Raw genomic sequence first — 25932 nt, 5'->3', positions numbered from 1 at the left:
TGTTTTCAATCCACAAATATTTATGTCTATACACCAATATTTGCACATATTTCTCATATCCCGCACATAGCAAAAACCCCACGCTTTTGGCATGGGGTCTTTACTTGATTTGATGCCTGGCAGTGTCCTACTCTCGCATGGGGAGACCCCACACTACCATCGGCGCTACGGCGTTTCACTTCTGAGTTCGGCATGGGTTCAGGTGGTGCCACCGCGCTATGGCCGCCAGGCAAATTCTGTTTCAATCAACCCGCTCCATGATAATCATCACGTAGCCAGTTAATCCAATCTGTAAACATCGCTGAAAATCAAAATTCTCTCTAAAACACCTTCGGTGTTGTAAGGTTAAGCCTCACGGATCATTAGTACTGGTTAGCTCAATGCATCGCTGCACTTACACACCCAGCCTATCAACGTCATAGTCTTTAACGTTCCTTCAGGGGGCTTAAAGCCCCAGGGAAGACTCATCTCGAGGCAAGTTTCCCGCTTAGATGCTTTCAGCGGTTATCTCTTCCGAATTTAGCTACCGGGCAATGCCATTGGCATGACAACCCGAACACCAGTGATTCGTCCACTCCGGTCCTCTCGTACTAGGAGCAGCCCCTCTCAATCTTCCAACGCCCACGGCAGATAGGGACCGAACTGTCTCACGACGTTCTAAACCCAGCTCGCGTACCACTTTAAATGGCGAACAGCCATACCCTTGGGACCTACTTCAGCCCCAGGATGTGATGAGCCGACATCGAGGTGCCAAACACCGCCGTCGATATGAACTCTTGGGCGGTATCAGCCTGTTATCCCCGGAGTACCTTTTATCCGTTGAGCGATGGCCCTTCCATTCAGAACCACCGGATCACTAAGACCTACTTTCGTACCTGCTCGAGCCGTCACTCTCGCAGTCAAGCTAGCTTATGCCTTTGCACTAACCTCACGATGTCCGACCGTGATTAGCTAACCTTCGTGCTCCTCCGTTACTCTTTGGGAGGAGACCGCCCCAGTCAAACTACCCACCAGACACTGTCCTCACCCCAGATTATGGGGCCGAGTTAGAACATCAAACATTAAAGGGTGGTATTTCAAGGTTGGCTCCACGCAGACTGGCGTCCACGCTTCGATGCCTCCCACCTATCCTACACATCAAGGCTCAATGTTCAGTGTCAAGCTATAGTAAAGGTTCACGGGGTCTTTCCGTCTTGCCGCGGGTACACTGCATCTTCACAGCGAGTTCAATTTCACTGAGTCTCGGGTGGAGACAGCCTGGCCATCATTACGCCATTCGTGCAGGTCGGAACTTACCCGACAAGGAATTTCGCTACCTTAGGACCGTTATAGTTACGGCCGCCGTTTACTGGGGCTTCGATCAAGAGCTTCGCCTTGCGGCTGACCCCATCAATTAACCTTCCAGCACCGGGCAGGCGTCACACCGTATACGTCCACTTTCGTGTTTGCACAGTGCTGTGTTTTTATTAAACAGTTGCAGCCAGCTGGTATCTTCGACTGGCTTCGGCGCCGAGAGCAAGTCTCTTTACCTAATGCCAGCGTGCCTTCTCCCGAAGTTACGGCACCATTTTGCCTAGTTCCTTCACCCGAGTTCTCTCAAGCGCCTGAGTATTCTCTACCTGACCACCTGTGTCGGTTTGGGGTACGATTTAATGTTACCTGATGCTTAGAGGCTTTTCCTGGAAGCTTGGCATCAACTACTTCACCACCGTAGTGGCTCGTCATCACACCTCAGCGTTGATAAGCAACCGGATTTACCAAGTCACTCCGCCTACATGCTTAAACCGGGACAACCGTCGCCCGGCTAGCCTAGCCTTCTCCGTCCCCCCTTCGCAGTAACACCAAGTACAGGAATATTAACCTGTTTCCCATCGACTACGCTTTTCAGCCTCGCCTTAGGGGTCGACTCACCCTGCCCCGATTAACGTTGGACAGGAACCCTTGGTCTTCCGGCGTGCGGGCTTTTCACCCGCATTATCGTTACTTATGTCAGCATTCGCACTTCTGATACCTCCAGCAAACCTCACAGTTCACCTTCAACGGCTTACAGAACGCTCCCCTACCCAACAACGCCTAAGCGTCGCTGCCGCAGCTTCGGTGCATGGTTTAGCCCCGTTACATCTTCCGCGCAGGCCGACTCGACCAGTGAGCTATTACGCTTTCTTTAAATGATGGCTGCTTCTAAGCCAACATCCTGGCTGTCTATGCCTTCCCACATCGTTTCCCACTTAACCATGACTTTGGGACCTTAGCTGGCGGTCTGGGTTGTTTCCCTCTTCACGACGGACGTTAGCACCCGCCGTGTGTCTCCCGTGATAACATTCTTCGGTATTCGGAGTTTGCATCGGTTTGGTAAGCCGGGATGGCCCCCTAGCCGAAACAGTGCTCTACCCCCGAAGATGAGTTCACGAGGCGCTACCTAAATAGCTTTCGGGGAGAACCAGCTATCTCCCGGTTTGATTGGCCTTTCACCCCCAGCCACAAGTCATCCGCTAATTTTTCAACATTAGTCGGTTCGGTCCTCCAGTTAGTGTTACCCAACCTTCAACCTGCCCATGGCTAGATCACCGGGTTTCGGGTCTATACCTTGCAACTAGACGCCCAGTTAAGACTCGGTTTCCCTACGGCTCCCCTATTCGGTTAACCTTGCTACAAAATATAAGTCGCTGACCCATTATACAAAAGGTACGCAGTCACACCACGAAGGTGCTCCCACTGCTTGTACGTACACGGTTTCAGGTTCTATTTCACTCCCCTCGCCGGGGTTCTTTTCGCCTTTCCCTCACGGTACTGGTTCACTATCGGTCAGTCAGGAGTATTTAGCCTTGGAGGATGGTCCCCCCATATTCAGACAGGATGTCACGTGTCCCGCCCTACTCATCGAGTTCACAGCAAGTGTATTTTTGTGTACGGGACTATCACCCTGTACCGTGCGACTTTCCAGACGCTTCCACTAACACACAAACTGATTCAGACTCTGGGCTCCTCCCCGTTCGCTCGCCGCTACTGGGGGAATCTCGGTTGATTTCTTTTCCTCGGGGTACTTAGATGTTTCAGTTCCCCCGGTTCGCCTTGCATGGCTATGTATTCACCATGCAATAGTGCAACGAATTGCACTGGGTTTCCCCATTCGGGTATCGTCGGTTGTAACGGTTCATATCACCTTACCGACGCTTTTCGCAGATTAGCACGCCCTTCATCGCCTCTGACTGCCTAGGCATCCACCGTGTACGCTTAGTCGCTTAACCTCACAACCCGAAGGTGTCTTTCGACATCGTCGCATTGCGATTATTTGAGAGACTCTATGACAGGTTAATCCTTATCTCAGCACTTCTACGGAGAGATAAGTTTCAGCTGTCATGTTTCAATTTTCAGCTTGTTCCAGATTGTTAAAGAGCAATATCTTAAACACGACTTGTTAAAGTCATCTTTAAGTTATTTTCAGTTCATAAAGAACCGGTTGATAATGTCTTTCACACATTATCGGAGTGGCGTCCCCAAGGGGATTCGAACCCCTGTTACAGCCGTGAAAGGGCAGTGTCCTAGGCCTCTAGACGATGGGGACACAGGAAATTCCGACTAAATGATAAAATCTTAATCGTTTCTTGTGTCATTGTGAGTCAATACTCACAACATCAACAGGTGCTCTTGCTCGTTTACTTTCTATCAGACAATCTGTGTGGACACTGCGCAATGCGTATCTTTAGGTAAGGAGGTGATCCAACCGCAGGTTCCCCTACGGTTACCTTGTTACGACTTCACCCCAGTCATGAATCACAAAGTGGTAAGCGCCCTCCCGAAGGTTAAGCTACCTACTTCTTTTGCAACCCACTCCCATGGTGTGACGGGCGGTGTGTACAAGGCCCGGGAACGTATTCACCGTAGCATTCTGATCTACGATTACTAGCGATTCCGACTTCATGGAGTCGAGTTGCAGACTCCAATCCGGACTACGACAGACTTTATGTGGTCCGCTTGCTCTCGCGAGTTCGCTTCACTTTGTATCTGCCATTGTAGCACGTGTGTAGCCCTACTCGTAAGGGCCATGATGACTTGACGTCATCCCCACCTTCCTCCGGTTTATCACCGGCAGTCTCCTTTGAGTTCCCACCATTACGTGCTGGCAACAAAGGATAAGGGTTGCGCTCGTTGCGGGACTTAACCCAACATTTCACAACACGAGCTGACGACAGCCATGCAGCACCTGTCTCACAGTTCCCGAAGGCACCGAAGCATCTCTGCTAAGTTCTGTGGATGTCAAGAGTAGGTAAGGTTCTTCGCGTTGCATCGAATTAAACCACATGCTCCACCGCTTGTGCGGGCCCCCGTCAATTCATTTGAGTTTTAACCTTGCGGCCGTACTCCCCAGGCGGTCGACTTAACGCGTTAGCTCCGGAAGCCACGCCTCAAGGGCACAACCTCCAAGTCGACATCGTTTACAGCGTGGACTACCAGGGTATCTAATCCTGTTTGCTCCCCACGCTTTCGCACCTGAGCGTCAGTCTTTGTCCAGGGGGCCGCCTTCGCCACCGGTATTCCTCCAGATCTCTACGCATTTCACCGCTACACCTGGAATTCTACCCCCCTCTACAAGACTCTAGCTTGCCAGTTTCAAATGCAGTTCCCACGTTAAGCGCGGGGATTTCACATCTGACTTAACAAACCGCCTGCGTGCGCTTTACGCCCAGTAATTCCGATTAACGCTTGCACCCTCCGTATTACCGCGGCTGCTGGCACGGAGTTAGCCGGTGCTTCTTCTGCGAGTAACGTCAATCACAAAGGTTATTAACCTTTATGCCTTCCTCCTCGCTGAAAGTGCTTTACAACCCGAAGGCCTTCTTCACACACGCGGCATGGCTGCATCAGGCTTGCGCCCATTGTGCAATATTCCCCACTGCTGCCTCCCGTAGGAGTCTGGACCGTGTCTCAGTTCCAGTGTGGCTGGTCATCCTCTCAGACCAGCTAGGGATCGTCGCCTAGGTGAGCCGTTACCCCACCTACTAGCTAATCCCATCTGGGCACATCCGATGGCGTGAGGCCCGAAGGTCCCCCACTTTGGTCCGAAGACGTCATGCGGTATTAGCTACCGTTTCCAGTAGTTATCCCCCTCCATCAGGCAGTTTCCCAGACATTACTCACCCGTCCGCCGCTCGCCGGCAAAGTAGCAAGCTACTTCCCGCTGCCGCTCGACTTGCATGTGTTAGGCCTGCCGCCAGCGTTCAATCTGAGCCATGATCAAACTCTTCAATTTAAGATTTGTTTGATTTGCCACCGAAATGGCGATGCTCAAAGATTACTTTCTGCAAATATGCATTCGAACCGAAGTTCAAATGTGTACTGCTTTGGTCACTCTTCAAGACTTTGATTATTTCTGCCTGCCGAAACAGGCTTTGATATCGTCTTGCGAGTGCCCACACAGATTGTCTGATAAATTGTTAAAGAGCGTTCGTTACCCGTTTGCCTTGCGGCGAATCTTACGGTAACGCGGGAGGCAGATAATACGCTTTCCCGCTGAAGAGTCAAGGAATTATTTTGTTTCTTGCGAAGTCAAAACCGTTCTTTTCTCTTCCTGACCCGGCGAAGTGTGTTTCGTTGTTCCCGGTCAGTGGAGGCGCATTATAGGGAGTTCCTGACAGCCTGCAACCCCTAATTTGAAAAAATTTTCCAACCGTGTTTTATTTCAGCAAAAATGGGTAAAAAGGCCAGAATTTAAACAATTTTTAAGCTAAACATTCAATACCCAAGTTAAACAGTAGAGTAAAATAGATGTATAAGAAGACAGATAGGACAAAACACCATGCAACTAAATACCCAACAACAGGCCGCTCAGCGTAATCTTTCATATCTGCTGGCCGAGAAAATTGGCCAGCGCATCCTCGCAGGAGAATATGAAGCCGGCAGTATCTTGCCTGGTGAGATAGAGTTGGGAGAACAATTTGGTGTCAGCCGTACCGCTGTTCGTGAAGCCGTAAAGATGCTCGCAGCAAAAGGGATGTTATTACCGCGTCCACGTATCGGCACTCGGGTTATGCCGCAAACTAACTGGAATTTTCTTGATCAGGAATTACTGACTTGGTGGATGACGAGGGAGAATTTCGATCAAGTTATGCAGCACTTCCTTATATTAAGGAGGTCACTTGAGCCTCAAGCCTGTTCACTGGCCGCTATCCATGCCAGTGAACCGCAGAAAGCGCTGTTAGCATCATTAATAGCAGAAATGCGAGAGCTGCATGCCCATTTTAATCGTGAGCGCTGGATTCAAGTGGATGCTCAGTTTCATCAATTAATCTATGAGGCCAGTGGCAATCCCTTTTTAACGTCTTTCGCCAATTTGTTCAGTTCGGTTTATCACAATTACTTTCGCTCAATTACCGGTGATGAGGTGATTAAGCTGCAACACCATCAAAACATTGTTGATACTATTCTGGCGGGTGATAGCCAAGGTGCATTATTGGCTTGCCAGGTGCTATTAACAGAGAAAAATTAGCGACTAAATGTTATTTATATCAATATAGATAGAGAGGGTATTCCTCCCAATATAATCAGGACAGACAATGATAAAATCTGCACGTAGCATGGCGGGCCTCCCTTGGATTGCCGCCATGGCTTTCTTTATGCAGGCTTTGGATGCCACCATACTGAATACGGCACTCCCTTCAATCGCAGAAAGCCTCAACCGTTCACCTCTAACAATGCAGTCGGCCATTATTAGCTACACCCTCACGGTGGCGATGCTAATTCCGGTAAGTGGCTGGCTGGCCGATCGCTTTGGGACTCGGCGGGTTTTCATTTTGGCGGTTTCATTATTTACCTTGGGGTCGTTACTGTGTGCGCTATCCGGCTCTCTGCCATTTTTGGTCGCTTCCCGTGTAATTCAGGGCGTCGGCGGCGCGATGATGATGCCGGTTGCCAGGCTGGCGCTTATCCGGGCTTATCCACGCAGTGAGTTATTACCGGTCTTAAACTTTGTCACCATCCCTGGATTAATTGGCCCGGTCATGGGGCCGTTATTAGGGGGCTTGCTGGTGACTTACGCCACATGGCACTGGATTTTCATCCTTAATATTCCTATCGGCCTGTTGGGTATTTTTTATGCCCGTAAATACATGCCGGACTTCACCATGCCGAAACGCACCTTTGATATTATTGGTTTTCTGTTATTTGGTTGCAGCTTAGTCATGATCTCCGTCAGTCTGGAAATCATGGGGCGACCCGATATTGCCGACTATCTGCCCGCCGCAACACTGGTCGGCGGCTTGTTGATGCTGCTTTTCTATATATTCCATGCCAAACACCACCCTAACCCACTGATTGGCTTACCGCTGTTTAAAACCCGCACATTCTCCGTCGGTATTGCCGGTAACATAGCATCTCGTTTAGGTACTGGCTGCGTACCTTTCTTGATGCCACTGATGTTGCAGGTCGGATTTGGTTATTCCGCTATCATTGCCGGGTGCATGATGGCACCGACCGCCATTGGTTCAATGATGGCTAAATCAGCAGTCACTCAAGTTTTGCGCTCATTGGGATACCGCACTGTATTGGTTGGTATCACAGTGATTATTGGTGTGCTGATTGCTTTATTTGCATTGCAATCGCCGGGGATGTCACCTTGGATGATGATATTGCCACTCTTTGTCTTGGGCATGGCGATGTCGACACAATTCACCGCGATGAACACCATTACGTTGGCCGATTTAACCGATAACAATGCCAGTTCAGGTAACAGTGTTTTGGCCGTCACCCAGCAACTGGCGATCAGTTTCGGGGTGGCTATCAGCGCGGCGGTTTTGCGGTTTTACGATGGGTTATCCGTGGGTGATAATGTCGACCACTTCCACTACACCTTTATTACGATGGGTATAGTGACATTGCTTTCATCCGTTGTGTTCTTATTGCTCAAACCTAAAGATGGCGATAACTTAATTCAGGGCCGTAATGTAAAAAAAGTGGCTCAGCCCGCAGAGAGTGAGATTTAGCGGACTGCGACGGACCCGCGCTCGACCAGCTCGGGAGTGAGAATCAGAACCTGTGGTTCCGCTTCCGGGTTATTTAGCCGGTGAATAAGAGTATCAATAGCCAGTTCGCCAAGGTCATCCTTGGGTTGATGAATGGTCGTCAACGGTGGCGTCATATATTGCGCGATTTCAATATCATCATAACCAATGACTGCCATATCTTGCGGAATCGATAACCCGGCCTGATGCAAAGCCTGATAAACCCCAACAGCCATAGCATCGTTACTGGTAAAAACAGCTTCAGGGGGCTGTGGTAACATAAGCAACTGTTTCATAGCAGCTAAACCACCACTAAATTCAAAGTCACTGGCCACTTCATAATCTGGCGGCACCGGTAAGCCCGCGCGATCCATTGCCTGACGGAATCCTTCCAACCTTTCTTTGGCCGGCGTTTTATCTTGTGGGCCAGCAATGCAGGCGATACGAGTATATCCTCTGGCAATCAAATACGAGGTTGCCATTTCCCCACCCAATAAAGAGTTATCCTGGATGACATCATTGACCCCTTCGAAAGGAGCCCAGTCCATCATAATAATCGGCAGAGAAGGGTAGCAGCGCAGAATATCCTGTGACGGGCGGTGACTCTCAGTACACATCAGTAGCAAACCATCGACACGTTTTTGCATCAGGGTTTCAATGCTACGACTCATGCGGTCAATATCGCCCTCGGTATTACACAGAATCAAGCTGTAGCCGCGCTCATAGCAACTGCGCTCCACGCCACGGACCACCTCAGCATAAAATGGGTTGCTACTGGCCGTCACTAACATGCCGATAGTGCGAGTTTCGTTGAGTTTTAAACTCCGCGCCAGCGCAGAGGGCGCATAGTTAAGTTGCTTGATGGCTGCCAGCACTTTGTCGCGAATAGGATCACTGACAAAACGATTCTTATTAATGACATGCGAGACAGTCGAGGTTGATACGCCCGCTAAACGGGCGACATCTTTCATGGTGGCCAAAGTTATACCCGGTCTTGTAAGAAACTGTCGATCTCGGCCCGCCATGGAATGGAGGGTTGTGCACCAGGGCGAGTCACGGCAATAGCTGCCGCCGCATGCGCAAATCGGACGGCTAAATCCATCGATTGACCTTCCAATAAAGCAGTCAGTAATGCGCCATTGAATGTATCACCGGCAGCAATAGTATCCACCGCATTAACTTTGAATCCCGCGACCAATTTCCCTTGCCCCTGCTCACTGAGCCACACACCGCGGCTGCCCAAGGTAATAATCACCGTGGCGATACCTTTATCATGCAGAATTTGAGCTGCTTTTGCTGCGTCATCATCCTGCTCAATATGAACACCGGTTAAGCGCTCAGCTTCAGTTTCATTGGGGGTAATCATATCCACCAGCATTAACAGCTCATCAGGCAGATCACGGGCTGGGGCCGGATTAAGGATAACCTGTGTCTGATGCTGTTTTGCCAGCTGAGCTGCTGCAATCACGGTCTCAAGAGGAGATTCCAGCTGCATCAATAATGCATCTGCGTCAATAACTTGCTGTTGATAGCGGCTAAGATACGCCGGTGTGACAGCCGAGTTTGCACCGGCATTAATACCAATCACATTCTCACCTTCGCCATTAACAAAAATCAGCGCCACACCTGTTGTGGTGCCCGCAACGGCTTCAATCGGGTTGGTATCAATATTATCACTGGCTAACTGCTGGCGCACCCGGTCACCAATATCATCTTCACCCACACAGGCAATAAAGGCGATATTCGCCCCGCTACGACCAGCGGCAACGGCTTGATTAGCCCCTTTTCCACCAAAAGCAACTTTATACTGCTTCCCGAGAACCGTTTCACCAGGACGCGGAAACTGCTCAATATTCAGAATATGGTCGGCATTAATACTGCCCAAGACCACCAGCTTACCTGTTGCCATCGTATTTATTCCTTTGTAGATGACGTCACCGCCCAGATAACTGCGGCGGCGACGTTATACCCTACTTTTCTTTATTTTTTAATGAATAACGTTATTGCTTAGTCACTAACTTCAAGTCTACCGGGATGACGGCCTGTACTTTTTCGCCTTTCAATACCTTATCCGCGGTTTGCACGCCAATAACGCCAATCTGATCAGGGCGTTGCGCGATTGTCGCGCCCATCTTGCCGCTTTCGACCGCTTTGATACCATCATCGGTGCCATCAAAACCAACCACTAACACATCGGTTTTGCCCGCAGTCTGCAAGGCGCGCAATGCACCCAGCGCCATTTCGTCATTCTGAGCAAATACCGCCTGCACATCTGGGTGAGCCGTCAACAGGTTCTGCATGACATTCAACCCCTTAGTGCGGTCAAAATCAGCAGGTTGGCTGGCCAGCAACTGGAATTTGTTTTTTTCCATCGACTGCTTAAAGCCCTCACCGCGCTCACGAGCAGCAGATGCCCCGGCAATCCCTTCCAACTGAATCACTTTGGCGTCAGTACCGGCTTTCTTAGCAATGAAGTCGCCGGCCATTTTGCCACCAAAACGGTTATCCGAAGCCACGTGACTTACCACGGTGCCGGCATTAGCCAAGCGGTCGAGGGTAATAACCGGAATATTGGCCTGATTGGCCATCTTAACCGCATTACCCACAGCATCGGAGTCTGTTGGGTTAATCAACAGCAATTTCGTGCCGCGCACAGTTAAATCCTGCACGTTAGCCAATTCTTTCGCCGGGTTGTTTTGGGAATCCAATATCACCAGGTTGTAGCCAAGCTTATCCGCTTCTTTTTGTGCGCCGTCTTTCATTGAAACAAAGAACGGGTTATTCAGCGTGGAAACTACCAGCGCGATCGTGTCTTTTGCCAGCGCGTTAGCACTTACGGTAGCGCTCAATGCAACAACAGAGATCAATGTAGCCAATTTCTTCATTTTCATGGTCGCAATTCCTGTAGGGAGATGTTATTTGCTGCTTTTATTGTCTACCAACACCGCCAACAGAATAACCACTGCTTTGACGATCATTTGGTAGTAGGAGGAAACACCTAATAAATTCAAACCGTTATTTAAAAAGCCGAGGATTAATGCGCCGATCAGGGTGCCAACAATCCGCCCTTTTCCCCCAGCAAGGCTGGTACCGCCCAAGACAACAGCGGCGATGGCATCCAGTTCATAACCGGTACCGGCAGTCGGTTGTGCTGATGATAAGCGGGCCACTTCAATAATCCCCGCCAATGCCGCTAACAATCCACAGAGTGAATAAACAATAATTTTAACTTTATCAACACTAATACCAGAGAGGCGTGTTGCGGACTCATTCCCCCCCAGCGCATAGATATAACGGCCCAAGCGCGTGTGATGCAGCATGTACCAGGCCGCAATAAAGACTATTGCCATCAGCCAGATAGGGGTTGGCACACCCAATGGGCGGCCAATACCGAACCAACCAAAAGTGTCTGCCACATCAGTAAAACCGGTATTTATCGGGCTACCATTGGTATAAACCATGGTGACACCGCGCAACAACAGCATCATGACCAGAGTGGCAATAAAGGCCTGCACTTTGCCTTTAGCAACAATCACCCCGGTGATGCCGCCGATAAACGCCCCCAGTGCCAGTGCAGCAGCAACAGCAACCAGGGCATTGACTTCCAACCCGACAATTGAGGCCGCCACCGCGCCAGTCAGAGCCAGTAATGACCCCACCGACAGATCAATACCGGAGGTCAGGATAACCAGCGTCATCCCAACGGCCATAATGGCGTTGACGGAAGTCTGCTGGAGAATGTTAAACATGTTATTAAGGGTAAAAAAGTTCGGACTGAGTGACGAAACCACCGCAATCAGCACCAATAGCGCAATCAGTGATTTTTGTTCTAACAACCATTCTTTACTGAACCAGCGCTTGGTCTGGAGAGTTTGGGAACTCATATCTGATTACTCCTACTCGGCTCTATACTGTATTGCTTGCCGACGGCAGCTGCCATCAACACTTCTTGGGTCGCCTGCTCAATCGAGAATTCGCCACTGAGCTGGCCTTCGTGCATGACAAGAATGCGGTCACTCATACCCAGCACTTCCGGCATTTCCGAGGAAACCAGAATGATGCTCAGCCCTTCTTGTTTAAATTGATTAATTAACTGATAAATTTCTTTTTTGGCCCCGACATCCACACCGCGCGTCGGTTCATCAAGAATCAACACTTTCGGCCGAGTCATTAAACCGCGGGCGATAGCGACTTTCTGCTGATTACCACCGGATAACAAACCAATTGGTTGTTCCATGGAAGGCGTTTTGATATTAAATAAACGAATGAAATCCGCCACCGCAATCTGTTCATCAGCATGTTTGAGTGAACCGCCGCAGTGACTGAAATAACGTAATGCCGTCAAAGACATATTCTCTTTGACCGACATGCCGAGCACTAAGCCATCGCGTTTACGGTCTTCGGAAATATACACAATGCCGTTTGCCAAACCATCCTGCGGGGAATGCGTCACCACTTCACGGCCATCCAATATCACAAAGCCAGATTGACGCGGCAAAGCACCATAGATAATTTTCATCAACTCAGTACGGCCCGCGCCCATCAAGCCCGCGACGCCCAAAATCTCACCACTGTAGAGTGTGAAACTAACATTTTTCACCCCAGGGCCGCATAACTGTTTGACCTGCAAACGCTTTTCGCCACGCGGTAAATTCAGTCGCGGATATTGTTCTTCCAATTTGCGGCCAACCATCATCTCAATCAATGAGTTTTCCGTCAGCGTATTGACCGGTTTTTCGGCGATAAACTGCCCATCACGAAACACGGTGACATCATCGCAAATCTCAAAGATCTCTTTTAAGCGGTGGGAGATATAAACAATGCCGCGCCCTTGCGCTTTCAACTCTTTAATAACATTGAATAAAGAGGCGGTTTCGGTATCGGTCAGTGCATCAGTTGGCTCATCCATGATGATAACTTTGGATTCAAAGCTCAGCACTTTGGCGATTTCCACCATTTGCTGATCACCAATGGACAGCTCGCCCACCAGCCGATGGCTGCTGTAGCTGATATTCAGACGCGCCAGCAATAAATCGGCTTCGGCATACATTTTTTGCCAATCAATGCCACCAAAACGATTAACAAACTCGCGGCCTAAAAAGATATTTTCGGCGATAGTTAACTGCGGGATCAGGTTAAGTTCCTGATGAATAATGCCAATCCCCGCTTCCTGCGAGTCTTTCGGGCCATTAAACACCACTTCTTTCCCCAAGAAATGCTGGCTGCCGGCATCTTTACTGTAGATGCCAGTCAGCACTTTCATCATGGTCGATTTTCCAGCCCCATTTTCGCCTACCAGTGCCATCACCCTGCCAGGGTAGACACTCAGCGCAGCGCCGGAGAGTGCTTTGACGCCGGGAAAGGCTTTATCAATCCCTTTCAGTTGCAGCAAAGGTTGCATAAATGCCTCAGAAAGTTACGCCAGAGCAGAGAATGATGTTAGCAAAGGGGGAACATTCCCCGCTACGAATCACTGCCCGGCTTTGTTTGGTTTGCTCTTTAAAAGCTTCATGGCTGATATAGTGCAAAGCAATTTGGTTTCCCTGGTGTTGCTCAAGTTGTGTCAGTTGGGCGAGTAACGTTTCATGGAGTTGCGGGTTATTTTGAATAATTTCCTGCGCCAAGTAAGCACTCTCAACCTGCATTTCTTGCACTACCACCTCAAAAACCTGGAGGAACCCAGGGACACCTTGTGTCAATGCCAAATCAATACGTGTGGTGGTTGCCGGTATCGGCAGCCCCGCATCACCTATCACCAGCTGATCGGTATGACCCAGTCGAGAGATAACAGCGGAAATATCAGAATTCAGTAATGCGCCTTTTTTCATTTTTTACTCCAACAGCGAAACGTTTCGCTGATACTGAGTTTAGAAAAATGACGGCAGAAGGCAACCCCAATTTGATGAAATTGTGATCGCCATCGAAACGTTTCGCTGAACAAAGAAAAAATCAGGATACTAAAGCATTAGAGCTATGGAGACTCTCTGACAGGGAGATAATCAATGTAAAAAAGGCCGTCAATCATAACGGCCTTCCTGGTTAAATCTCGACTTGCGTCCCGAGCTCAATAACTCGGTTAGGCGGGATCTCAAACTGATCAGCTGCGCGCAGCGCATTACGGCTGAGCGCAATGAACAGCTTACCGCGCAAGAACAGATACCACGGCCGTTTGGTTAGCATCAGTGACTCGTGGGACATAAAGAATGAAGTCTCCATCATCTGGCAGGGCAAGCCCTCCAACCCACAGCGATGGAAAATCTCCTCCACATTCGGCGTTTCACGCCAACCATAACTGGCGACCACCCGCCAGAATGTCGGCGAAAGTTGCTCAATAGTCACCCGATTAACATTATGAACATACGGCGCATCTTCAGTTCGCAGTGTCAACAGCACAACCCGCTCATGTAATACTTTGTTATGTTTAAGATTATGCAGTAATGCAAACGGAATGACATTCATTGCCCTCGACATATACACCGCAGTGCCGGAAACGCGCACCGGCGGTGATTTTTCCAGTGAGGCAATCATAGCCTCCAGTGAATTACCGTGTTCATGCATACTGCGCAGCAAGCTGAAACGCTCACTTTTCCACGTGGTCATGATGATAAACATCACCAGGCCCAATGACAGTGGCAACCAACCGCCGGAGAACAATTTCAGTGCATTGGCGGAGAACATCGGTACATCAATAATCAGCAATGTCACCAGCAATAAATAGACAAAAAAGCGATTCCAGTGCCAATTTTTCAGTGCCACTGTGCAGAACAAAATACTGGTGATGACCATCGTACCCGTCACGGCAATACCGTAAGCTGCGGCCAAATTACTGGAGCGCTCAAAGCCAACAATCACCAATACCACCGCCAAATACAGTGTCCAGTTAATCACTGGGATATATATCTGGCCCGATTCCATTTCTGAAGTATGAATAATGCGCATCGGCGGCAAATAACCTAAACGAACTGCCTGACGAGTTAGCGAAAATACGCCAGAAATGACAGCTTGTGAGGCAATAACAGTTGCCAGTGTTGCCAGAATTAAAAGTGGAATCAGTGCCCAGTCAGGGGCTAATAGGAAGAAAGGGTTTTTAATGGCTTCGGGATTTTTCAGTAATAACGCGCCCTGGCCAAAATAATTCAGCACCAATGACGGCAAAACCACCGTGAACCACGCCAACCGAATAGGAAATTTACCAAAGTGCCCCATATCCGCATATAAGGCTTCTACCCCAGTAATAGCTAAAACCACCGCGCCAAGGGCAAAGAACGAAACAGACTTATATTCCGAGAAAAAGCTTATTGCCCATTTAGGATTCAGTGCAGCCAGCACTTCTGGATTGGCGATAATACTGCGCAAACCGAGCAGCGCTAGGGTCAGGAACCAAACCAACATCACTGGGGCAAACAATTTACCCACACTGCCGGTACCGTGTTTTTGAATAACAAACAGCAGGGTTAATACCGCAATAGAGCAGGGGACAATATAAGGATCAAGGGCAGGAGCAGCAATTTCCAGCCCCTCAATGGCCGACATAACCGATATTGCCGGTGTAATGACCACCTCGCCATAAAAGAAGCTGCCACCAATTAATCCGAGGATAACCAAAATAGAAGTTGCTCTGGAAGAGGTATTACGCCCCGCCAAAGACATTAATGTTAAAATCCCCCCTTCACCGGCGTTATCCGCGCGCATGACATAGGTCAGATATTTAACTGAGACAATCAGAATTAACATCCAGAAAATCAGTGATAAAAAGCCGAATACCACATCAGGGCGGACATCAAAACCATAATGACCAGAAAAACACTCTCTCAAGGTATAGAGTGGGCTGGTACCAATATCACCGTAAACTACCCCGATTGCTGCCAGGGTTACCGCCGATAAAGATTGTTTTTTATGTTCTGTGCTCATAATTGAATTCTTTTTGCTAGAACATCCATAAGCTGATATGTGTGTTAAAGAACCGCAATCACCGGTTCGATATTCTTATACACGCCACCAAAAGGCGCACAGTATGCACCATTTCAATAGATTGCCTACTCTTAAATCAAGCAACCCAAAGAGTGAAAATAGATCGACTACAAATAGCCAATGATATAAAAATATTACTAATCAACAGTCTATCCTATTGAGAAAAACAGGCCACACCACTAAGAAAAAGAGGATTTATTCCCCCGAGCAGGTAAAAATTCATCAACTAACGGAACATATAGAGCAATTATGGCGCAATCATCACAATTAGCTGAAAGAATCTCCCGCTTGAGCACCGCCCTTGAAAATGGTCTGTATGAAAGACAGGAAGCTATCCGTTTGTGTTTGTTGGCCGCACTCAGTGGGGAGAGTGTCTTTTTACTCGGCCCGCCGGGGATTGCTAAAAGCCTGATTGCCCGCCGATTAAAATTTGCTTTCCGTAATGCGCGGGCTTTTGAATATCTAATGACCCGTTTTTCTACGCCGGAAGAAGTCTTTGGCCCACTGTCAATTCAGGCCTTAAAAGAAGAAGGGCGCTATCAGCGTATGACCAGTGGTTACTTACCAGAAGCTGAAATCGTTTTTCTGGATGAAATCTGGAAAGCCGGCCCGGCTATTTTAAATACCTTACTCACCGCCATTAATGAAAGACGTTTTCGTAATGGTGATCGGGAAGACAGTATCCCAATGCGCTTGTTGGTGACCGCCTCTAATGAATTGCCCGATGCAGACAGCAGCTTGGAAGCACTTTATGACCGAATGCTAATCCGGTTATGGCTGGATCGCGTACAAGAAAAACAGAATTTCCGCTCTTTACTCCTCAGCCGACAAAGTGAAAATCATAATCCGGTGGCTGAAAATCTCAGCATCAGCGATGAAGAGTTTTATCAGTGGCAGCCCTTGATAGACAAAATAGCACTGCCGGAGAGCTGTTTTGAGCTTATTTTTCAGTTACGCCAGCAGCTCAGCGCGCAAGAACACGCGCCGTATGTCTCTGATAGGCGTTGGAAAAAAGCCTTGCGCTTACTGCAAGCCAGTGCCTTTTTTAGTGGGCGCGATGAAATAGCCCCTATCGACTTAATCTTGTTAAAAGATTGCTTATGGCATGACCTAAGTTCGCTAAAGTTGCTGCAACAACAGCTTGAACAGCTGCTAACTGAGCAAGGATATCAGCAGCAAAGTCTGTTAATGAAGCTCCAACATATCAATGGCCAATGGTTACAGCACCAACAACAACAAAGTGACCACCAAGCACTGACCGTGATGAAACAAAGCGGAATGTTCAGCCGTAAACCACAATATTCCCTACCAGACCATCTTACTGACAGCACCCTGACACTGTTGCTGCAAAAACCGCTTAATTTGCATGATATTCAGGTCAATCATCTGCAAATAGAAAAAGAAGCCCTATCTCAATGGTTGAATAAGGGGGGAGTTTTACGCGCCAAATTAAATGGGGTCGGTAATGCCCAATCTATTGATGCCGAAATTGACGAGCAACTGCATATCACCGTGCTGGATATGAGCCGCCAGCCATCCATACTGTCACAACCCGGCATTTCCATAGCCAGTGTGCCGCCCGAGCTGCTGGTGGCATTGGCAGAATTGGAAAATAGCCTGGTCGAGAAACGCCGTTTATTCAATCAGCATCAGCCTTGCTTATTCACCCCCTCCTCTTGGTTAGCGAAAATAGAAGCCAGTTTGTTGCAGGTGGCGGAACAAGTGAAACAGCTACAACAAAAACTGCGCGGTCATTAATCAATGCTCAGCCTGGCAACCCTGGATTTACTGCTGTCAATAAGTGAAAGTGAACTTATTGAAGAGATGGTAGTAGGATTACTGGTATCACCGCAGCTGGCGGTATTCTTTGAAAAATTCCCGCGCATTAAACGGGCATTAATGAAAGATATCCCCGGCTGGAAGCAAAATTTGCAACAGCGTATTCGTGAGGCGAAAGCCCCCGCCGGGTTGGCACATGAGTTTGCCTTATATCAACAGAGTCTGTTGGAGACCAGCCCGCAGTTTTATGCCCATATCCCCGAGATTGTGGCGCAGTTACAACACAGCCACTCACCCTTTGCTGCCCAAGCAAAAATGTTACTCCAAGCCGCTGATTTAGAAAATAATCCCCAAGCCGGTGATAGCTTTCAAACCCTATTTTTACAGCGCTGGCGGGTCAGTCTGACCTTACAAACCATCACAATCCATCATCAATTACTTGAGCAAGAACGCGAACAACTTTTGGCTGAGTTACAGCAGCGATTAGCCCTCAGTGGCGCGCTGGAACCTATTTTGGCCACCAATGATGGTGCCGCAGGGCGGCTTTGGGATATGAGTCAGGGCCATTTGCAGCGCGGTGATTATCAATTATTGCTGCAATATGGCGATTTCCTGCAGCAACAGCCGGAATTACAGCAATTAGCAGAGCAACTTGGCCGCAGCCGCAGCGCCAAAGCACAACCCACGCCCGATGCCCGCTATGAACCTTACACCGTCATGGTTCGCCAACCTGATACTGTGCCAGAAGAAGTTAGTGGTATTCATCAGAGCAATGATATTTTGCGCTTACTACCGGCTGAGTTAGTTATGCTGGGCATGAGTGAATTGGAATTTGAGTTTTACCGCCGTTTACTCGAGCGGCGTTTACTGACCTATCGTTTGCAAGGTGATAATTGGCAGGAGAAAACCTTACAGCGCCCGGTTAGCCTTAAAAACCATGATGAACAGCCGCGTGGCCCCTTTATTGTTTGTGTTGATACCTCGGGTTCCATGGGGGGATTTAATGAACAATGCGCCAAAGCATTCTGTTTGGCGCTACTTCGTATTGCCTTGGCAGATAATCGCCGCTGTTACATCATACTTTTCGCTAGCGAAATCATTCACTACGAACTCTCATCAGCCAGTGGTATTGAGCAGGCGATACGTTTTGTTAGCCAACATTTTCGTGGGGGGACAGATTTGGCCGCCTGCTTAGCCAACACCTTAAACAAAATGGAAGAGAGAGATTGGTATGATGCAGATGCCGTGATCATTTCCGATTTCATTGCCCAGCGCTTACCTGAGGAGTTGATCAGAAAGATTAAAATCCAGCAGCAAGCCCATCAGCAAAGATTCCATGCTGTGGCGATGTCAGCTTATGGCAAACCCGGCATCATGCGTATTTTCGATCATATCTGGCGCTTTGATACCGGGTTAAAAAGCCGCTTAATTCGCCGCTGGAAACGCTAATAAATAACTTTAGTTAAGTAACCCCGCTCCGACGTTAATAGACAAACCCAATATCGTCATATTGAAAATAAAGGATAATACTGACTGCAATAGCACCACGCGGCGAATATCTGATGTGCCGGTTGAAACATCCGCAGTTTGCGAAGCCACACCAATAGTGAATGAAAAATAGAGGAAATCCCAATAAGAAGGCTCAGTGACCTCTTTAGGGAAAATTAATGGGAGAATTTTGTCAGACTCATCACGAGGTAAATAAAACAGATGGGCATAATGCATGGTAAAGGCGGTTGGCAATAGGAGCCATGAGACCAATAGTGTTAATCCCGTCAGTATCAAATGAAATGCTTTGGCTGAACCCGACAACTGATTTGCGGTGCTTAGCTCGAACAGAATGACCCAAATACTCGCCAGACACGCCATACTGACAATCGTCAGTACCATCGACGCACTTTCATCCTGCACACGTGCTATTAATCTGATTTTTTTGGGATCTGTTCGCAATAATTGCAGCCATAAAAAGAACAAATAGAGCCAGGAAGAAACATTCCAACTGACCATAAGTCGCGATAAAACAGTATCATGTATAGGTAATATTAAATAAGTTATAATCCCGGCAGCAACAGAAAACAACAACCTTGGACGAGCATGTAAATAGTGTTTAACTGGATGAAATATAAGCATAACATAAATAACCTTGCTGGTAGTTATACTGAATATACACCAATAGTTATCAAGTTGCAGGAAAGCGGCAAACCAGCGATAACTCAGTCAGTAAGCAGCTTAAACTATAAGATGACTAACTCGTTGGAATATTTATTAATTAATAGTGTTTAGCTATACAGACAATATTATATTAATAGTGAGTCATTTATTTACAACTAAATATGTATTTACTAAAACCAACAATATCAATAATAAATAAAAAAACCGGCCCAATAATAACATTTTCAACACGAATATTTCACACAATTCTCTTCAATATTATCCATTTATTATGTAGGAATCATCCTGCAGTAATCTCACTCCATATCTCATATTCGCCTCAAGACTAACTCTATATGATTATTTTTATCTTAGAGCTGATCCCTCTAAAGATAATGTAAAGTAATAGTTATATAGGCTTATTTAAATTGTTACCGCGGAAAAGTAATTATTAACTCTATTGAATTAACATTAAAAATACAAAATAAAAACAATATTTATTAACTGTCTATACATTAATACCAAATTCATATAGAGCGCTATTCCTATATGAATTTTTTCTATATCAACACTGGAAATAAATTTACATGAAAATACATTCTTTAGTCTTAATAATTGCTCCGGTTAGCTTGCTGTTAGCTCACCCTATATATGCTGCTGATGTTGATGCTAGCACGACGAATATAACCAGTGGCCAATATTTTAGTGGTTTCAGTATCTCACATACTGTCGATACCCTGTCAGGGGGTGAAATTGACTACATGATGAATGATGCCAAAATTACTGATATGTCAGTCGGTTATATTGACCGGGTTTATGGTGGCTCAATCACCACTCTTTCAGGAGGCGGCCTTGGTTTCATCACTGATGGCGTAAAAATTACGCAGATGTCGGGCGGCACAATAGGTGACATGCTGGGTGGGACCATCACTTCACTGTCAGCGGGAGATGTTGGGTCTATGTCCGGTGACTCGCAAATTACGACCATGTCAGGCGGAACATTAGGCCCGATGTATGGTAATGCCCAAATAATCACGGTGACTGGGGGTGATATTGATAGAATGTATGGCAATGCCTATATAGATGAGATGTCAGGGGCGACAGTCGGCCCGATGTATGGCAAAGCGACCATCACTAATATGCTTAATAGTTCGGTGGACTATATGTATGGCACCGCCACAATCACTAATATGTCCGAAAGTGGGATTAGCCGTATGTATAATAACTCTCAAGTTATTAATATGTTATCCGGTACCATAGATAGCATGTATGGTAATTCGAGTGTCGCGAATATGTCAGGGGGGACTATTGACTCCATATATGCTGATGCGCAAGTTGTGACTATGTCTGATGGCCAAATTAACAATATCTATGATAATGCTAAAATAACCAATTTGACGGGGGGAAATGTTGTCTCTGCATATGGTGATGCATTAATTCTCAATATGACCGGTGCTGGGGTTGATTCATTATCAGGTAACGCAAAGATAATGGATATGTCGGGCGGGTATGTTCATGATGCAATCGGAAATGCCCAAATAAACTTTACCGGTAGTGCCAGCAGTAATACTGGCGGCATGTTAACTGGCAATATTGCTAATACAACTAATCTGACACTGGCTAATAATGGTTTTGTGACCATAGCGACCGGAAATGATATTTTTAGTGGTCGCCTGAAAATGCAAGGTGGCACCGCCAAATTGGATGCCAGTCAGTTTGCAACCAACAGTTTGTTCGATATCTCCAGTGGTGAAAATAATACGCTCTGGGCAGTGGTTGATAATAGCGGAGTCAACATGAACTTGGCTTCCGGATTAACTGGCACTATCAATACCGCGGCTGGCGTCACACTTGGTGTAAATAAATTGAATGGCGACGGCACGACCGCTTTTAATAAAACAGGTGCCGGGACAGTGCTGATGACTGGTGCAAATAACTACAGCAGCTCTACTAACCTGAGTGAAGGGACATTAAAAGCGGGGGGAAATAATTTCTTCAGTGCTTATTCTGACTATATTGCTCATGCTGGCACTATGTTGGATTTAGGCGGTTACTATCAAACACTGCAATCTTTAGATAATGCTGGGGTAGTTAACTTTGGTGGGATAGGTGGAAATTCATTAACAATTACCGGTGATTACACGGGTAATAATGGCCAGCTTAATATGAACTCGGTTCTGGGTGATGACAGTTCAGTGACGGACAAGCTTAATATTGGCGGCAATAGCTCCGGCACCACCTATGTGCAGGTCAATAATCTAGGGGGGAGCGGCGCGCAAACTCTCAATGGCATTGAGTTAATCAATGTTGCCGGGAATTCAGCCGGAGAATTTATCCAGAGCGGGCGTATTGTCGCCGGGGCTTTTGATTACTTTTTAGCGCGCGGTGTCGACACTCAAGCCAATAATTGGTATCTGACCAGCACTGTTCCACTGGTGGCTCCTATCCCAGAACCAGGGCCGGAAGAAGAGCCAGATACAAGACCAATTGTGATACCAATGCCCACAGATCCATCAGCGCCAGTAGATCGTTCAATCATGATTGAACGCCCTGAAGCCAGCTCTTACAGTGCTAACCTGGCCGCGGCGAATAATATGTTTGTTACTCGTTTGCATGATCGTTTGGGAGAGACTCAGTATATCGATGCCCTGACGGGTGAACAGAAAATCACCAGTATGTGGCTGCGCAATGAAGGCGGGCATAACCGCTCGCGTGATACTCAAGACCAATTAAGCACCCAAGCTAACCGCTATGTGCTGCAACTGGGTGGCGATATTGCGCAGTAGAGTAATAATGGCCTGGACCGCTTCCATTTGGGTGTCATGGCGGGCTACGGTAGCAGTAAGAGCAAAACTGAATCGCGCCTGTCTGGTTATAGTGCCCGTGCCACTGTCGACGGCTACAGCACCGGTTTATATGGCACTTGGTATGCCAATGGTGCTGATAAATCCGGCTGGTATATTGATAGCTGGGCACAGTACAGCTGGTTCAACAACAGTGTTGATGGCCAGTTCCTGAATACTGAAGAGTACAAATCCACAGGGGTGACGGCTTCGCTAGAAAGTGGCTATACCTTTAAAGTGGGTGAAAATGTCGCGAAGAGTGCCAGCTACTTTATCCAACCTAAAGCCCAAGCCACCTGGATGGGGGTTAAAGCTGATGATCATAAAGAGGCTAATGGCACCCATGTGTCCGGTGAAGGGAATGGCAATATCCAGACCCGTCTGGGAGTGAAAGCTTTTATGACGGAGTATCGCCAGCTGGCCACAGACAAAAATCGCGCATTCCAGCCATTTGTTGAAGCAAACTGGATCCACAATACCAAAGACTTCGGCACCACAATGGATGGAATGACAGTCAAACAAGACGGTGCCGCCAATATTGCTGAGTTGAAACTGGGTGTTGAAGGCCAGATAAGCAAGCAAGTCAATGTGTGGGGTAATGTTGGCCAGCAAGTGGGCAACAAAGGCTACAGCGATGCATCAGTTATGCTTGGGGTAAAATACAACTTCTGATTTACTGGGATAAAACAACCAAAAGACACTCTTAAGTGTCTTTTGGCACATCATTAATATCGTAATTTTCGCGATTAAATTTTACAGCAGCCCCTCAACTTTCTCGCTGATTTCTGGCCCCCACACACCACATTGCACCTGGCCAATATGCTGTTGTTGCAGCAATAACATCACTAGGCGGGATTGACCAATACCACCACCAATAGTTTGTGGCATTTCACCATTCAGCAGTGATTGGTGCCATTCCAATTTCAGACGATCTTCATCAGAAGTCAGAGCCAATTGGCGTTTCAGGGCTTGTGCATCCACCCGAATCCCCATGGATGAAATTTCAAAAGCGTCCTCCAGAACCGGGTTCCAAACAATAATGTCGCCGTTCAGCCCTGCAAAACCGTCTGCACTTGGAGACGTCCAATCATCATAATCCGGCGCACGGACATCATGAGACTGACCATCAGCCAATTTGCCACCAATCCCAATCAAGAACACCGCCCCCAGCTCTTTAGCAATGGCACGTTCACGGCCCTTAGCATCCAGATCAGGGAATTTAGCGCGCAAACTTTCACTGTGGATAAAATGAATTTGCTCTGGCAGGAAAGGCTTCACACCAAACTCAGTGCCGATCGCCGCTTCGGTTTCTTTAATTGCGGCGTAAATCTTGTTAACCGTGGATTTAAGGTAAGCCAGGTTGCGCTCACCATCACCCATTACGCGTTCCCAATCCCACTGATCTACATACACAGAATGAATGGCAGTGAGGCGATCTTCATCAGGACGCAATGCTTTCATATGGGTGTAAATCCCTTGGTCAGCACCAAAATCAAAGCGCCCTAAGGTTTTACGTTTCCATTTAGCTAATGAATGAACAACTTCAAAAGTCGCATCTGGCAAAGTTTTTACTTTTACCTGCACTGCTTTCTCAGAGCCGGAAAGGTTATCTTGGGTACCATCACCGACACGGCTCAGGATCGGTGCTTGGACTTCAATTAACCCAAGTTGCTGTTCTAACTGGCGGGAAAAGAAAGATTTTACGAAGCTGATTCGTTGCTGTTTTTGAATAAATTGTTTTTTCATTGCCGTTTTCTCAATTCGTTATTGTGTTATGCAAATAGTCGTTATGCCGTTTGGCTTGTCATCGATTAAGCAACAGAATTAGGGTTAAATTCAATATCCAACAAACAATATTGCCATTTCACTTTTAATCATTCATTTTTATGCGGCTATAATTAAATAATCGATAAAAAAAGGGGGTTAATATGGGCGAAATTTATCAAATCGATAATCTCGATCGCGGCATCCTGAACGCATTAATGGAAAATGCCCGCACACCTTATGCAGAATTAGCGAAAAACTTTGGTGTCAGCCCCGGAACTATTCATGTTCGGGTCGAAAAAATGCGCCAGGCAGGGATTATCACTGCCGCCTGCGTCCACGTGAATCCCAAACAGCTGGGTTATGATGTGTGTTGTTTTATCGGCATTATTTTGAAAAGTGCCAAAGATTACCCTTCAGCCCTGAAAAAACTGGAGAGTTTAGAAGAAGTTGTCGAGGCTTATTACACCACAGGCCATTACAGCATCTTTATTAAGGTTATGTGTAAGTCGATAGATGCACTGCAACAGGTACTTATCAACAAGATCCAGACTATTGATGAGATCCAATCTACAGAGACACTTATTTCCCTGCAAAACCCCATAATGCGCACCATCGTGCCCTGACCACGAAATAACTATACCCACATTATCCACAGGTAGATCCCAGCTGATTCACAGCGTACAATAGCGGTTCATTACTTCGGTTGGGTTCTTTATGGCTGACATTACCTTGATCAGTGGCAGTACGCTTGGCAGTGCTGAATACGTTGCTGAACATTTAGCTGAGAAATTAGAAGAGGCGGGTTTCTCCACAGAAACATTACATGGCCCGGAATTAGACGAGCTGACTTTAGATGGTATGTGGTTAATCATCACTTCCACCCATGGTGCCGGTGATCTGCCAGACAATCTTCAACCTTTATTAGAACAAATCGAAGAACAGAAACCGAATCTCTCTCAGGTTCGTTTTGGTGCCGTAGGTTTGGGCAGCTCAGAATATGACACTTTCTGCGGCGCGGTAAGAAAATTGGATCAGCAATTGATCACTCAAGGAGCTATGCGTGTGGGTGATATTTTAGAAATTGACGTCATCCAACATGAAATTCCTGAGGACCCAGCAGAGATTTGGGTTAAAAATTGGATTAATTTGCTCTAATTTGCTTAAAGATCACGCGAACGAATGTGGATAAGTCAGCTTAAAAGCAGGGTAAAAGCGGTACATATCCACATAACAACCTTAGTGACTAAAAGCACCTGTGCATAACAAGCCATTTAGATCCCAGCTTATACGCCATAGGATCACCGATCATTCACAGCAAATGATCCTCCTTAAAATCATGATCTTTAATGTGAATAATCACTTATCCACAGAGGATCATGATCCTAATAAGAGATCTAATAAAGAGATCTTTAAATAAAAAGATC

General features: G+C 47.2%; 15 protein-coding genes, 1 tRNA gene, 3 rRNA genes and 1 pseudogene. 7 read left to right on the top strand and 13 right to left on the bottom strand.

What is annotated here, in order from left to right; translation table 11 throughout:
- Window positions 1-114: 114 nt before the first annotated feature.
- The 4 genes from rrf to D5F51_RS00090 all read right to left on the bottom strand — a co-directional run bounded on the left by rrf (window position 115) and on the right by D5F51_RS00090 (window position 5251).
- Window positions 115-230, bottom strand: a 5S ribosomal RNA gene (gene rrf, locus D5F51_RS00105).
- Between the two features lie 111 nt (window positions 231-341).
- Window positions 342-3248: ribosomal RNA gene (locus tag D5F51_RS00100) — 23S ribosomal RNA — on the bottom strand.
- 241 nt (window positions 3249-3489) lie between these two features.
- Window positions 3490-3565: transfer RNA gene (locus D5F51_RS00095), tRNA-Glu, on the bottom strand.
- 143 nt (window positions 3566-3708) lie between these two features.
- A 16S ribosomal RNA gene (locus D5F51_RS00090) occupies window positions 3709-5251 on the bottom strand.
- The 16S, 23S and 5S rRNA genes sit together here with 1 tRNA gene alongside, the layout of an rRNA operon.
- A gap of 546 nt (window positions 5252-5797) precedes the next feature.
- Between D5F51_RS00090 and D5F51_RS00080 the strand changes: the two genes are divergently transcribed.
- Together D5F51_RS00080 and mdtD are read left to right on the top strand one after the other, a co-directional pair.
- Complete coding sequence (locus D5F51_RS00080) at window positions 5798-6487, top strand: FadR/GntR family transcriptional regulator (protein ID WP_025380064.1); 690 nt, start codon at window positions 5798-5800, stop codon at window positions 6485-6487.
- Window positions 6488-6554: 67 nt separating this feature from the next.
- Window positions 6555-7979: a multidrug transporter subunit MdtD gene (mdtD, locus tag D5F51_RS00075; RefSeq protein ID WP_129195284.1), complete on the top strand. Its 1425-nt coding sequence runs from the start codon at window positions 6555-6557 to the stop codon at window positions 7977-7979.
- Here the strand turns inward: mdtD and rbsR are convergent.
- The 7 genes from rbsR to kup all read right to left on the bottom strand — a co-directional run bounded on the left by rbsR (window position 7976) and on the right by kup (window position 15908).
- Window positions 7976-8977, bottom strand: coding sequence for a ribose operon transcriptional repressor RbsR (gene rbsR, locus D5F51_RS00070; RefSeq protein WP_025380066.1), 1002 nt, complete (start codon window positions 8975-8977; stop codon window positions 7976-7978). The two genes, mdtD and rbsR, sit on opposite strands and share 4 nt — an antisense overlap.
- Before the next feature lie 2 nt (window positions 8978-8979).
- The gene (gene rbsK / locus D5F51_RS00065; RefSeq protein WP_129195283.1) at window positions 8980-9906 is read right to left on the bottom strand and encodes a ribokinase; all 927 of its coding nucleotides are present in this window, start codon (window positions 9904-9906) and stop codon (window positions 8980-8982) included.
- 91 nt (window positions 9907-9997) lie between these two features.
- A complete protein-coding gene (gene rbsB, locus D5F51_RS00060) occupies window positions 9998-10888 on the bottom strand; it encodes a ribose ABC transporter substrate-binding protein RbsB (RefSeq protein ID WP_050099268.1) in 891 nt (296 codons plus the stop codon).
- Window positions 10889-10912: 24 nt separating this feature from the next.
- A complete protein-coding gene (gene rbsC, locus D5F51_RS00055; protein WP_025380069.1) occupies window positions 10913-11881 on the bottom strand; it encodes a ribose ABC transporter permease in 969 nt (322 codons plus the stop codon).
- The gene (gene rbsA, locus D5F51_RS00050) at window positions 11878-13398 is read right to left on the bottom strand and encodes a ribose ABC transporter ATP-binding protein RbsA (RefSeq protein ID WP_129195282.1); all 1521 of its coding nucleotides are present in this window, start codon (window positions 13396-13398) and stop codon (window positions 11878-11880) included. The genes rbsC and rbsA overlap by 4 nt, the downstream gene beginning before the upstream one ends.
- 7 nt (window positions 13399-13405) lie before the next feature.
- Entirely contained in the window at window positions 13406-13825 is a 420-nt protein-coding gene (rbsD, locus tag D5F51_RS00045; protein WP_025380071.1) for a D-ribose pyranase, read from the bottom strand.
- A 211-nt stretch (window positions 13826-14036) separates the two neighbouring features.
- Window positions 14037-15908, bottom strand: coding sequence for a low affinity potassium transporter Kup (gene kup / locus D5F51_RS00040; RefSeq protein ID WP_129195281.1), 1872 nt, complete (start codon window positions 15906-15908; stop codon window positions 14037-14039).
- Window positions 15909-16217: 309 nt separating this feature from the next.
- Between kup and ravA the strand changes: the two genes are divergently transcribed.
- A complete protein-coding gene (ravA, locus tag D5F51_RS00035; RefSeq protein ID WP_129195280.1) occupies window positions 16218-17726 on the top strand; it encodes an ATPase RavA in 1509 nt (502 codons plus the stop codon).
- Window positions 17727-17729: 3 nt separating this feature from the next.
- Window positions 17730-19196, top strand: a complete 1467-nt coding sequence (gene viaA / locus D5F51_RS00030; RefSeq protein ID WP_129195279.1) for an ATPase RavA stimulator ViaA — start codon at window positions 17730-17732, stop codon at window positions 19194-19196.
- Window positions 19197-19205: 9 nt separating this feature from the next.
- Here the strand turns inward: viaA and D5F51_RS00025 are convergent, their stop codons facing one another.
- A complete protein-coding gene (locus tag D5F51_RS00025; protein ID WP_129195278.1) occupies window positions 19206-19877 on the bottom strand; it encodes a DUF1345 domain-containing protein in 672 nt (223 codons plus the stop codon).
- Between the two features lie 1598 nt (window positions 19878-21475).
- Here D5F51_RS00025 and D5F51_RS22895 point away from each other — a divergent pair.
- Window positions 21476-23413, top strand: a pseudogene (locus D5F51_RS22895) (autotransporter outer membrane beta-barrel domain-containing protein).
- A gap of 81 nt (window positions 23414-23494) precedes the next feature.
- Here D5F51_RS22895 and asnA read toward each other — a convergent pair.
- Window positions 23495-24487 (bottom strand): aspartate--ammonia ligase, encoded by a 993-nt coding sequence (gene asnA / locus D5F51_RS00015; RefSeq protein ID WP_129195277.1) that lies wholly within the window; start codon window positions 24485-24487, stop codon window positions 23495-23497.
- A 182-nt stretch (window positions 24488-24669) separates the two neighbouring features.
- Here asnA and asnC point away from each other — a divergent pair, with 182 nt between their 5' ends.
- Together asnC and mioC are read left to right on the top strand one after the other, a co-directional pair.
- The gene (asnC, locus tag D5F51_RS00010) at window positions 24670-25131 is read left to right on the top strand and encodes a transcriptional regulator AsnC (protein WP_004393055.1); all 462 of its coding nucleotides are present in this window, start codon (window positions 24670-24672) and stop codon (window positions 25129-25131) included.
- Between the two features lie 91 nt (window positions 25132-25222).
- Window positions 25223-25663 (top strand): FMN-binding protein MioC, encoded by a 441-nt coding sequence (gene mioC / locus D5F51_RS00005; protein ID WP_129195276.1) that lies wholly within the window; start codon window positions 25223-25225, stop codon window positions 25661-25663.
- The last annotated feature ends 269 nt before the right edge of the window (window positions 25664-25932 follow it).

The sequence above is a fragment of the Yersinia hibernica genome (assembly GCF_004124235.1).
Taxonomy (GTDB): domain Bacteria; phylum Pseudomonadota; class Gammaproteobacteria; order Enterobacterales; family Enterobacteriaceae; genus Yersinia; species Yersinia hibernica.
Note: the sequence above shows the minus strand (reverse complement) of the source record. Positions and strands in the feature narration are given on the sequence as shown.